The organism is Fusobacterium massiliense (assembly GCF_900095705.1).
Taxonomy (GTDB): domain Bacteria; phylum Fusobacteriota; class Fusobacteriia; order Fusobacteriales; family Fusobacteriaceae; genus Fusobacterium; species Fusobacterium massiliense.
This window is the reverse complement of the sequence record NZ_LT608324.1, coordinates 103,796-116,474: the sequence shown is the minus strand read 5'-3', so window position 1 is coordinate 116,474 and position 12,679 is coordinate 103,796. Positions and strand designations below refer to the sequence as shown.

Annotated in this window: 11 protein-coding genes; 8 read left to right on the top strand and 3 right to left on the bottom strand. The window is 26.4% G+C overall.

Features of this window, described 5'->3' with window-relative positions:
- Window positions 1-11: 11 nt before the first annotated feature.
- From BQ2505_RS00535 to trxA, 5 genes are all read left to right on the top strand, one after another.
- Window positions 12-455: a cupin domain-containing protein gene (locus tag BQ2505_RS00535; protein ID WP_074015885.1), complete on the top strand. Its 444-nt coding sequence runs from the start codon at window positions 12-14 to the stop codon at window positions 453-455.
- Window positions 456-477: 22 nt separating this feature from the next.
- A complete protein-coding gene (locus tag BQ2505_RS00530) occupies window positions 478-1,593 on the top strand; it encodes an HAD family hydrolase (RefSeq protein WP_074015884.1) in 1,116 nt (371 codons plus the stop codon).
- 68 nt (window positions 1,594-1,661) lie between these two features.
- Window positions 1,662-2,744, top strand: a complete 1,083-nt coding sequence (locus tag BQ2505_RS00525) for a haloacid dehalogenase-like hydrolase (RefSeq protein ID WP_074015988.1) — start codon at window positions 1,662-1,664, stop codon at window positions 2,742-2,744.
- 19 nt (window positions 2,745-2,763) lie between these two features.
- Window positions 2,764-3,879, top strand: a complete 1,116-nt coding sequence (locus tag BQ2505_RS00520) for a 1-propanol dehydrogenase PduQ (RefSeq protein ID WP_074015883.1) — start codon at window positions 2,764-2,766, stop codon at window positions 3,877-3,879.
- A gap of 74 nt (window positions 3,880-3,953) precedes the next feature.
- A complete protein-coding gene (gene trxA / locus BQ2505_RS00515) occupies window positions 3,954-4,262 on the top strand; it encodes a thioredoxin (RefSeq protein ID WP_074015882.1) in 309 nt (102 codons plus the stop codon).
- 258 nt (window positions 4,263-4,520) lie between these two features.
- Here the strand turns inward: trxA and ilvA are convergent, their stop codons facing one another.
- From ilvA to BQ2505_RS00500, 3 genes are all read right to left on the bottom strand, one after another.
- Window positions 4,521-5,735 carry a threonine ammonia-lyase gene (gene ilvA / locus BQ2505_RS00510; RefSeq protein ID WP_074015881.1) on the bottom strand — a complete coding sequence of 405 codons (1,215 nt, stop codon included), beginning with the start codon at window positions 5,733-5,735 and terminating at the stop codon, window positions 4,521-4,523.
- Window positions 5,736-6,048: 313 nt separating this feature from the next.
- On the bottom strand, window positions 6,049-6,471 hold the full coding sequence (locus tag BQ2505_RS00505; RefSeq protein WP_074015880.1) for an RrF2 family transcriptional regulator: 423 nt from the start codon (window positions 6,469-6,471) through the stop codon (window positions 6,049-6,051).
- A gap of 16 nt (window positions 6,472-6,487) precedes the next feature.
- Window positions 6,488-7,219, bottom strand: a complete 732-nt coding sequence (locus tag BQ2505_RS00500) for an HAD family hydrolase (protein ID WP_074015879.1) — start codon at window positions 7,217-7,219, stop codon at window positions 6,488-6,490.
- A 245-nt stretch (window positions 7,220-7,464) separates the two neighbouring features.
- Between BQ2505_RS00500 and BQ2505_RS00495 the strand changes: the two genes are divergently transcribed.
- The 3 genes from BQ2505_RS00495 (at window position 7,465) to BQ2505_RS00485 (ending at window position 12,675) form a co-directional block, all read left to right on the top strand.
- Window positions 7,465-8,892 (top strand): leucyl aminopeptidase, encoded by a 1,428-nt coding sequence (locus tag BQ2505_RS00495; RefSeq protein WP_074015878.1) that lies wholly within the window; start codon window positions 7,465-7,467, stop codon window positions 8,890-8,892.
- Between the two features lie 160 nt (window positions 8,893-9,052).
- The gene (locus BQ2505_RS00490; RefSeq protein ID WP_143403510.1) at window positions 9,053-11,359 is read left to right on the top strand and encodes an McrB family protein; all 2,307 of its coding nucleotides are present in this window, start codon (window positions 9,053-9,055) and stop codon (window positions 11,357-11,359) included.
- Window positions 11,359-12,675, top strand: coding sequence for an McrC family protein (locus BQ2505_RS00485; protein ID WP_074015877.1), 1,317 nt, complete (start codon window positions 11,359-11,361; stop codon window positions 12,673-12,675). Before BQ2505_RS00490 ends, BQ2505_RS00485 begins: the two co-directional genes overlap by 1 nt.
- Window positions 12,676-12,679: the final 4 nt, after the last annotated feature.

Below are 12,679 nucleotides of genomic sequence, written 5' to 3'. Positions count from 1 at the left end.
AAGGTGAAAAAATGGATAAAGAATTATTAGAAGAATTAATAAGAAAAGTTATAAAAGAAGAATTAGGAAAAAATTCTGAAGAAGAATATAAACAAATGGATAAAAGTGGAGTTGGAGTAGTAAAATTAAATAAAATGACAAAAAGAGTTAAGATGGATACAGGAAATCCTAATGACCAAGTTACTACAACAGATTTATTCACATTAGAAGAAAGCCCAAGATTAGGTGCTGGACTTATGGAAATGACAGAAAGTACTTTCCCATGGACATTGACTTATGATGAAGTAGATTATATAATCGAAGGAAGACTAGAAATTCTTATCGACGGAAGAAAAGTTGTAGGAGAAGCTGGGGATGTTATTTTAATACCAAAAGGTTCTAAAATTCAATTTAGTGCTCCAAAATATGCAAAATTCATGTATTTTGTATATCCAGCAAACTGGTCTGAACTATAATCTAAAATAGGAGTGACCATATATGAGTCTAAAAAAATCAGAAGTAAGGCTTTCAGAAGGTAGATGGAATAAAAAAAATAGAGAAGAGTTAATTAAACTAATAGAAGAAAATAAAAATCAAGGCAATTATGTTGTATTTGATTGGGATAATACTTCTATACAGGGAGATACTCAAAAAAATTTATTTAACTACCAAACAAAAAAATTACTGTACAAAATTGAACCATCGGAATTTGAAAGGTTAATAAGAAAAGATATTCCTATTGAAAAATTTTCTATGGTGTATAAAAATTTAAACGGTGAAATTTTAAATATAGAAAGACTTGCAAAAGATTTAAGAGCTAGATATGACTTTTTATATGAAAATTATATTCTAAAAGAAAAGAGAAATTTTCAAGAAATAATACTTACAGAAGAATATAAAGATTTTGTAGCAAAAATGCACTTTTTACATAATGCTGTGGCTGATAGTTTTTCAAATAAAGCAACTTGTTTATGGGAATTTTTCCTTTTTACAGGTTTTAGTCAAGAAGAATTAAAAATTATAACAAAAAATTCTAATGACTATGCCCTTGGAGATAAACTTGGAAAGTTATATATTGAGTCAAGTGATATATTAACAGGGGAAAGTGGAAAAATTAGGACTGAATATGAAAATGGACTTAGAATAAGGCCAGAAATTGCAGATTTATTTTGTGAGCTAAGAAGAAATGAAATAGAAGTTCACATAGTCTCAGCTTCAATGCAAGAAGTAATAGAAGTTTTTGCTACAGACTCATCATATGGTTATAATTTAGATATAAAAAATATACATGCTATGAGAGTAAAAAATTCAGGAAAAAGCAATAAAATAATAGATGAATACGAAGAAAATTACCCTTTAACTCAGAGAGTTGGAAAAGTTACAGCAATAAATAAGTATATAAGAGATAGATATGATGGAAAAGCTCCTATATTAGTTGCTGGAGATGCTGAGGGTGATGAAAATATGCTAACTGAATATAAAGAAACACAAAAAATATTACTTATGAAAAGAGAAGGAAAATTAGATAACTTGGTTAATAATGGTAAAACATTGTTACAGTATAGTGACAGTTCTACTGGATTATTAAGACCGGAAAATTTTCCTAATTATTAGGAGGCACAGTGAATTTTTTAAAAAACATAACAAAAATATCTTTATTTTTAGCTTTATCAGTAGGAGCAATGGCAAATCTTGACGAAGGTAGATGGGTTCCTCAAAACAGAGTGGTGTTAGATAAAGTTATATCAGAAAGTAAAAACCAAGGAAATTATGCTGTATTTGATTGGGATTACACGTCTATTTATCAAGATACACAAGAAAATCTTTTTAGATATCAAATAGATAATTTGAGATTTAAAATGACTCCAGAACAATTTTCTAAAGCAATAAGAAAAGACATTCCTTTAGATAATTTTTCTGATGATTATAAAAATGTAAATGGTCAAGCAATCAATATAGAGAAAATCGGTTCAGACCTAGATAAAGATTATACTTTTATTTATAATAATTATATTAAAAATAAAAAAATGAGCTTAGAACAAATAAAAGCAACAGAAGAATTTAAAGATTTTAGAGGGAAATTAGCTTTCTTATATGAAGCTATAGGCGGAAGTTTTTCTCATGATGTTTCTTATCCATGGGTATTATACTTATTTGAAGGAATGAAAGTAAGTGAAGTTAAAGCACTTGCAAAAGAAGCTAATGATTTTGGAATAGGAAATAAATTGGGAAAATATACACTTGAATCAAGTGATGTTTTAACAGGAAAAGCTGGAAAAGTTAGCCATTCATATAAAAGTGGACTTAGAACTCAACCTGAAACAGCTAACTTATTTAGAGAATTAAAAGCTAATGGAATAAAAGTTTATATAATTTCAGCTTCATTACAAGATATAGTTGAAGTTTTTGCTACTGATAAAACTTATGGATATAATTTAGAAGACGGTAGTGTATATGGAATGAGATTGGAAATGAACGGAGATGAATACCGTGCTGAATATAAATCTGGATATCCTCAAACTCAAACTAAAGGAAAAGTTCAAATAATTGAAACTTACTTAAAACCTAAACATAATGGAAAAGCTCCAATTTTAGTTGCTGGGGATAGTTCAGGAGATTTTAATATGTTATCTGAATATAAAGATACAAAAGTATTATTACTTATGAAAAGAGAAGGGAAATTAGATGATGTAGCTAAAGATAGTAGAGCATTAATCCAAAAAAGAAATGCTCAAACTGGATTGCTAGATCCAAATAATAACTAACTCAAAGCAGGGGGAAAAAATGAAAGAATTTAGACTGCAACCTAAAATTTTGTTTGGTGAAGACTCATTAAACTATTTAAAAACTTTAGGCTACAAAAGAATTATGATAGTAACAGACGATGTTATGGTTCAGCTAAAACTTACAGAATTAGTTACTAAAAATTTACCAAATAATGTTGAAGTAAAGATTTTTAGTAAAGTAGAACCTAATCCAAGTATGGAAACTGTTGAAAATGGATTAAAAGACTTTGTAGAACTTGAACCTGATTGTATTATTGCACTAGGGGGAGGTTCTCCAATAGATGCTTGTAAAGCTATACTTTATTTTGGATATGAATTATATAAAAAATTAAATGTTGAAAAAAGAGTATTCTTTATAGCTATTCCAACAACAAGTGGTACAGGTTCAGAAGTAACTTCATATAGTGTTGTTACAAAAGGGGATAGAAAAATAGCTTTAGCAGCAGATATTATGTTACCTGATATTGCTCTTTTAAATACAGAATTTTTAAGTGGGCTACCTGCAAAAGTTGTTGCAGATACAGGAATGGACGTATTGACTCACGCTTTAGAAGCTTATGTTTCTAGAAATGCTAATCCTTTTTCTAGTTCACTTGCTATGAAATCAATAAAATTAATATTTGAAAATCTTGTAACTCATTACAATGATAGAAAAATATTAGCTCCTAGAGAAAATGTTCAATTTGCATCTTGCTTAGCAGGAATGGCTTTTGATAACTCATCATTAGGAATAAATCATAGTATAGCTCATACAGTTGGTGCAAAATTTCATTTAGCTCACGGTAGAGCAAATGCAATTTTAATGCCTTATATAATTGAAATAAATACTCATGCAGACAGAAAGTATTTTGAAATTTCGAGAGAATTAGGATTACCAGCTGACACTATTGAAGAAGGTAAGTCATCTTTATTAAGTTTTGTAAGAATTTTAAAAGAAAAATTGAATATTGAAAAGTGTTTAAAAGATTATGGAATAGATTTTGAAGATTACAAAAGAGAAATTCCTAATATGTTAGCAGATATTAAAAAAGATATCTGTACTGCATATAATCCAAATGCTTTATCTGATGAAGACTATGTAAGACTTCTTTTAAAAGTTTATTATGGAGAATAATGTGACATTATCACTGATAATTTGTAGTATATAAATTATAATCTTTATGAAATAAATAATTAGGAGGTTATAAAATGATAGTTAAAGGAACAAAAGAAAATTTTAAAGAAGAAGTTTTAGAAGCAAAAGGAATTGTAGTAGTAGATTTCGGAGCAAATTGGTGTGGACCTTGCAAAAGTTTAGTACCAGTTTTAGAAGAAGTTGTTACTGAAGATCCAAATAAAAAAATAGTTAAAGTAGATATAGATGAACAAGAAGAATTAGCAGCTCAATTCAAAATTATGAGCGTTCCTACTTTATTAGTTTTTAGAAATGGAGAAGTTATTGATAAATCAATTGGATTAATCCAAAAAGATGAAGTAAAAGCTTTATTTGCTAAATAATAAACTTCTGAATAAAAATATAAGAACCAGCAGAATTTTCTGCTGGTTTTTATTCTTCTAAAAACTATAAAATTAAAGTAGAAAAACTAGTATCTGACGACTGTAGTTCGAAAAACCTGTGTTCATTGAGCTCGTAGAACTCATGGCTGTCAATAGACTTTATTTGTTTGTATAGAAAAGGATAAATTAAATATTGAGGGATATCTGTATTTATTGAGTCTGTAAATTTCATATATCTGTAGAGTTTATTTAGTAAATTTATATTATTTTTGATTTTAATTTTATAATTTCATATCCGTGTTTTTCAAAAAGTTCAATAAGTTTTTTAATATGTTCAGAACCATTGGTTTCAACAGTTACTTGTAATTCTACATCTCTAAATCTTGCTAAATTTTTAAATTGATTATGTTCTAATTTGATTACATTGGCTCCAACTTTTGCTATTAGTTCAGATACTTTTGCTAATTCACCAGGTTTATCTGAAATGTTTACAGAAAAATTAAAAATTCTATCTCTTCTAATAAGACCTTTATTTATCATAGAAGAAATCATTAAGACATCGATATTTCCACCACTTAAAACACTTACAATATTTTTACCCTTTAGATTTAATTTTTTTAAAGCTGCAACTGATAATATTCCAGAATTTTCTGCAATAATCTTATGTTTTTCTACTAGTAATAAGAATGCTTCCATCAATTCATAATCGGATACAGTTATAATATCATCAACATACTCTTTTATGTATTTAAAATTTATATCTCCTATTTTCTTTACAGCAGTTCCATCAGCAATTGTATTAGCTTCTGCTAGTTCAATAACTTTATTTTCTGCAATAGATTTCTTTGCTGAAGCAGCTCCTTCAGGTTCAACTCCTATAATTTTAATATCTGGTTTTATTTGTTTTGCAGCATATGCTATTCCTGATATTAAACCTCCACCACCAATAGGAACTAAAATAATATCTGTAAGAGGTAATTCATCCAATATTTCTAATGCAATAGTACCTTGACCAAATAATACATCTTCATCGTTAAAAGGATGAATAAAAATATAACCATTTTCTTTCTCTAATTCTTTAGCTTTTTTATAAGCATCATCATATACATCACCATAAAGAATTACCTCAGCTCCATATTGTTTTGTAGATTCAACTTTAATTAAAGGTGTTGTTTTAGGCATAACTATAGTAGCTTTAATTCCTAGTTCTTTAGCAGCATAAGCTACACCTTGAGCATGATTACCTGCTGAAGAAGCTATAACACCTTTCTTTTTTTCTTCGTTATTTAATTTTGAAATTTTGTTGTATGCTCCCCTTATTTTAAAAGAACCTGTTTTTTGTAAGTTTTCAGGTTTAATATATACATTATTGCCTGTTTCTTGTGAAAATACTGAACTAAATATAAGGTTTGTATTTAAAAGTACTTTTGATAATTTTTCTCTCGCTTCTAAAAACTCATTTACTTTTTTCATAATATCCTCCTAATTACAGTTTATAATTTCCTATATTTTAATTATATATCTGTTTGATTAGTAAGTCAATAGTATAAAAAGTATTTAAATAAAACATAAAAAATAATTAATATTAATTTATAAATTATTTGTTTTGTGATAAAAAAAGTCTCTTGACAGCCGTATGAGTTCTGCGAGCTCAATAAACACAGGCTCTTCGAACTAATATGGACGTCAGAGACTAATAAGCATTTAAGTTTATACTTTCCTATAGAGTAAAAAAAGAGAATTTTAATTTACTGTTAATTCCAGTAAAAAATTCTCTAATTAAAATTTATTCAGTTTGAGAAAGAGTTTTTTCAGCTAAATCATAAAAGTTGATTTCGTCAAAATCAGCAAGTAAAGCATCTTGAATTTCTTTAAGTGCTATTCTTATTGCACAATCATTTCCCCTAGTTGAGCATATTGTAGTACTATCTATACAAGGTTGTAAAACTATATCATCATCAATAATTTCTATGATATCTCTAAAAGTAAGTCTTTTAGGATCTCTAGTTAGTACATATCCTCCTTTAGCACCTCTAAATATCTTTACAACTCCAGCTTTTTCTAATTTTTTAATTATTCTAAGACAAAATAATCTTGGTATTTGTTCTTCTTCTGATATCTCGCTTGATGAAATTATTTCCTTATCTCTGTGTAAAGTAAGATAATAAATTATTTGTAGAGCATATCTGACTTCGTTCTTTATTTTCATTTTTTATCTCCTTTTTCTAAAATTCTATTAATTCTATATTAGATTTTAATTTATAAATAACATTTTTTCTTTCAATAATTATATCAGTTTTATCTTTAAGAATATCGTCATTTTTTATTCGATTTATTAATTCTTTGCTTGGATTAATTGCTCTAGGAAAACCTACTAAAGATAACATAGAAAAGTCTCCATTTGTATCTCCGTAAGCATAACTTTTAGACAAATCTATATCATATTTTTTTATAAAATTTTCAATAGCTTCTCTTTTATGGAATGAATCCCACATAGGTTTAGTAATTTCTCCAGAGAAAGTATTAGTTTTTTCATCTATTTCATAAATAGAACCACAGTAATCATCTGCTTCAAATTTTTCTGCCATTCTAGAAACTAAAAAAGATGGACTTCCTGAAATAAAAAAAACCTTATGTCCTTGCAGTTTATGCCACTTAATCATTTCTCTTGTGTATGAATAAACTTTATTTCCTTTCAAAAGTAAAACTTGGTCAGAAATAAAATCGTTGTACTTTATGGGTAAACCTTTTATTGCTTTAACATAAAGTTGAGTTAAATCAAGTAGATAAGTATCGTATTCTCCTCTTCTAGTGTCCCAACGAGTATAGGCTTCTTCTACTCTCAATTTGTAATTTAGATCATCAAAAAGTTCATATTTAATCATTTTTTTAAAATGTTCAATAAGTAGAGCATTTCTATAAATTGTCCCATCAATATCAAAAAAAGCAGCTATCATTACTATCACCTTTTATTTTTAATAAAAAACTTATATAATTGTTTGGTAATATTTTATTCTATCACATTTTTAAGAAAAAAAATACTAATTTTTATAAAAATACATAAAAAGTTTTTTATTGTTTAATAAGTGGTTTGAAATCAGATTATTTTTTTGGAAATTGAAAAATAAAAAAAATAAAAGTTGAAATATTAGAAATAAAATGATATTCTAAAAATATAGTATTTTTAGGAGGAGAGATAAAAATGAGTTTTAAGTGTACTAAAATTTATGAAGATACTTATGATAAATATGTTCTTATAAGTACTTCTGATAAAATTAACTTGCCAAATTTTTTAGATAAGAATAGTAAAAAGTTAGCAGAAGAAATTATTAAAAAAAATAATTTTACAGCTAAGAGTTCTGAAAAAATTTCAATGACATTAGTGAATGATAAAAAACTATTGGATTTAAGAATTATTGGTTTGGGAGAAAAAAATAAATTAAATAATAAAAATATAAGACAATACCTTTATGATGGATTAAAAGATATTACAGGAAAAGTCTTTGTAGCTTTTCTTGATAAAGAATTAGATAACATGGATGTTGTTGCTGAAGTTGTGGAACATATAAACTATAAATTTGATAAATATTTTTCACAAAAAAAAGAAAAGTTTTTAGAAGTTAGTTATTTAACAGATAAAAAAGTTCCTAAACTTATTGAAGGATATGAACTTTCAAAAATATCTAATATAGTTAGAGATTTAGTAAATGAACAGGCTGAAGTTTTAACTCCGAAAGCTCTAGCAGATAAAGCTGTTGATCTAGGAAGAGAATATGGTTTTGAAGTTGAAATTTATGATGAAAAGAAAGCAAAAAAATTAGGAATGAATTCTTATCTTTCAGTTGCAAGAGCTGCACATCACAGACCTTATGTAATTGTTATGAGATATAAAGGTGAAGCAAAATCAAAGTATACTTACGGATTGGTTGGAAAAGGTCTTACTTATGATACAGGAGGACTTTCATTAAAACCTACTGACGGAATGTTGACTATGAGATGCGATATGGGAGGAGCAGCTACAGTTATTGGGTCTATGTGTTCTTTAGCTAAGATGAAAGTTAAGAAAAATGTTACTTGTGTTGTAGCAGCTTGTGAAAATTCAATAGGACCTAATGCTTATAGACCTGGAGATATACTAACAGCTATGAATGGAAAAACAATAGAAGTAACAAATACAGATGCTGAAGGAAGATTAACTTTAGCAGATGCTTTAACATATATAGCTAAACATGAAAAAGTAGATGAAATAATAGATGTAGCAACTTTAACAGGTGCTATTATGATAGGACTTGGAGAAGATGTCACTGGAGTTTTCTCTAACGATGATAAAATCGCAAGAAAACTAATAGATTCCTCAGAAAAATGGAATGAATATTTTTGGCAAATGCCTATGTTCGATTTATATAAAAGAAATTTAAAATCTTCTTATGCTGATATGCAAAATACAGGTGTTAGATATGGTGGTTCTATAAATGCAGCTAAATTCTTAGAAGAATTTATAGAAGGTAAAAAATGGATACATTTAGATATAGCTGGTACAGCTTGGGCTAGTGGTTCAAACCCTTACTACACACAAAAAGGTGCAACAGGGCAAGTATTCAGAACTATTTACTCTTATATAAAAGAATAGAAAAATAAATTATATATTATTCTATATTCTAAAATAAGATTATAAGATAGTATATAGTGAAATATATTACAAATTAAAACAGTCTACAATTACTTTTTTTGTAACATTTTATAAGTTTAACAAATATTTATATAAAAATAATTTTTTGGGGGAAATAAAAATGGCTGATGATAAAAAAATTAATTATGAAGAAATTAATTATAAAGAAATATTGGAATTTTTAAATAAAAATGCTGGAAAAGAGTATAAAGACCCAGAAAAAGAAGGTTTAACAGAAGACGAAAAAAGAAAATATAAGGATTTGAGAGAAAAAGGTTCAAACATATGTAAAGAATTAAAAAAGATAGCAAAGCTAAATGATTCATGTAAATTTTCTACAGAAATAATAAAATGGTTAGATGGGAGTAATACTAAAATAAAAAATTATTTATGGTTACAAATGAAATGTGAAAAATATAAAGATAGTCCTATAAGTATCTCGATTTTTGTGGAAAAAAATGAAGATAAGGTAAGATATCGTATATGTCTTGAGATAAAAAATGATAAAGCTGATGATTCTATAATGAAGCAATATCATTCATATTTGAATCTTCCTGAGAATGAAAATATAGTTTATGCTTCAGGAAGTAATGAAGAAGGAACTCCAGATAATTTAAAAGATAAAAAATATAAAGATAAATATAAAGATAAATCAACAATAATAAAAGAACTTGAATCAAAACAATTAACTAAAGTACAGCCTTCAATTTATATAGAACAAAGTCCTACAAAAGGGAATGAAGATTACGAAAAAGAGATAAAGAAAGCTATAGAAGAGTTAATTCCATATTATAAATATGTTATGGAAAAAAAAACAAATGAATTGATAAGCAGTAAAAATTTAAATGAGGAAGATGAAGAGAAAATTATGGGAAAATTTTCTAAAAAAGAATTTGATAAAAATGTAATTTTTTATGGACCTCCTGGAACAGGAAAAACATATACAACAGCAAAAAGAGCAGTTGAAATTTGTAAAACTGAATCTGAGAAAGAATTGACAGATTATTCTGAAATAATGGAAAAATATAATGAATTAAAGAAAAAAAATAGAATAGAGCTTATAACTTTTCATCAATCTTATGGTTATGAAGAATTCATTGAAGGAATAAGACCTGTTGTTTCAGATGAAGATGATGAATCAGAGGATGAAAAAGAAAATAATAAAGAATCAAAAACTAATATAAAAATAGAAAATGATATAAAATATGATGTTGTAGATGGTATTTTTAAAAAATTCTGTGATAATGCAAGAAAAGCAATTATAGAAACTAACAATGATAATGATAATGATATACCATTAGAAGCAATAGTATGGAAGGTTACAGTAAGAGGTCAAGTAAGAGAAGAGTGTTTTAATAATAATCATGTGAGAATTGATTGGAATTTTGATGATGCTGGAGCAGTAGGCTTTGTTGAAGAAGTAAAAAAAGGGGATATTATTATCACAACAGATGGTTCACGTACAAGAATAAATGGTATTGCAGTTGTAACAGATGATAAAGGTTATACTTTAGATAAAGAAGAAAGAGATACTACAACTAGAAATGTTAAATGGCTAGCAAAAAATATTGATGAAAATATAAAAAATATTAATAAAGAAAAAATGTTACATCGTAGAACGGTAGCTAGAGTACCAAATATGAAAGTAGAAGATATTATTAAACTAGCTAAAGAAAAGAACCAAGAAGAACTATCAAAAATAGTCATTAAAGAAAATAAAGATCCCTATGTTTTCATTATTGATGAAATCAATAGAGGTAATATCTCAAAAATATTTGGAGAATTAATAACATTAATAGAAACTACTAAGAGAGCTGGAAAAGAAGAATGTATCTCTACAAAATTACCATATTCAAAAGAAGAATTTACAGTTCCTGACAATGTCTATATCATAGGAACAATGAATACAGCTGATAGATCTATTGCCTTAATAGATACAGCTTTAAGAAGAAGATTTAAGTTTGAAGAAATGTTACCTGATTATCATTTACTAGAAGATATTTTTGTTGAAGATAAAGGAACAAAAGTAAATATAGGAGCTATGTTAAAAGTTATCAACGAGAGAATAAAATATCTTTATGATAGAGAACATACAATAGGACATGCAGTATTCTTAGAATTGAAGGAAAATAATAACATAGATAAACTAGAAAATATATTTAAGAAATCAGTTATTCCTTTGTTACAAGAGTATTTCTATGAAGATTATGAAAAAATTAGAATTGTTCTAGGAGATAATGCAAAAGATGAAGATGAGCAGTTTATTTCAGCAGTCTCTATACCTGAAGATATTTTTGAAGATAATATAGTCGATATAGATATTCCAGAGAAAAAATATACTATAAATTATGATAACTTTAAAAATATTATGGCTTATAAAAATATTTCACAAAAAAAAGATTTAAGTAAAAAAATAAGTGATGAATAATGGATAGAATTATTCAATTAAAAGAATTTCAAAATATTGTTTCTAAGAAAGGTTATGAGAATGAAGGAAATAAGTATCTACCAGAAAAGGATTTTAAAGAATTAATTAGTTTTATAGAAGAATTTGTTGGTTCAGAAGAAGAAACAGATGTAATGGACTTTATGAAAGTATATAAAACTAAAGATAGAAATCTTGGAACAGTAGTAAAAGTTAATAATTATGTAGGTTTAATTCAACTTAAGAGTGGATATAAAATAGAGATATTACCAAAGATAGATTTTACTGATGATGAAGAAAATAACAAAACAAAAGCAATTTTTCTAAAGATGTTAAAAAGTTTGAAAGATTTTTTAGGTAAAAACTTTAAAAATACCGATTTAAAAATTAGTAAAATGAATCTGTATGAAATCTTTATTAATTTGTATTTAAATGATGTTAGAATTCTTGTAAAAAATGGTTTAAAATCAGCCTATGTAACAAAAGAAGATAATATAAAATTCTATAAAGGAAAGTTACAAGTAAGTCAACATATAAAAATGAATTTAGCACATAAGGAAAAATTCTATATGTCTTATGATGAATTTTTAGTTGATAGAGCTGAAAATAGATTGGTAAAAGCTACATTATTAAAACTACAAAAATTAACAAGCAGTTCTCAAAATTCTAAAGAAATAAGGCAACTCCTTATAGCTTTTGAATTGGTGGAAGCATCAACTAATTATGAAAAAGATTTCTCTAAAGTTTCAATAGATAGGAATACAAAAGACTATACAAATTTAATGAGATGGTCTAAAGTTTTTCTATTTAATAAAAGCTTTGCAAGTTTTTCAGGTAAAGTTTCATCAAAAGCTATACTTTTTCCAATGGAAAAAATTTTTGAAAATTATATAGCACAACAAGTTAGGGGAAAATTTTTGTCAGATAATTGGGAAGTATCAATTCAAGATAAGGGATATCATTTATTTAATGAAAAAAATAATAATAATTTTAGACCTATATTTAGTTTAAGACCAGATATAGTATTAAGGAAAGAGAATAAAATTGTTATCTTAGATACAAAATGGAAAAGACTTATACCTGAGAGTATAAAAAATTATGGAATTTCTTCAGGGGATATGTATCAAATGTATGCCTATGCAAAAAAATATGAAAAAGATGGGATTATCCCAGAAGTATACTTAATTTATCCTAAAACTAAAGATATGATAGAAACTAGATATTTTGAAAGTAACGATGGAGTTAAAGTAAATATATTTTTCATTGATTTAGTTAATATTGAGGAAAGTTTAAATGAATTAAAAAATATGATTGAATAAAACT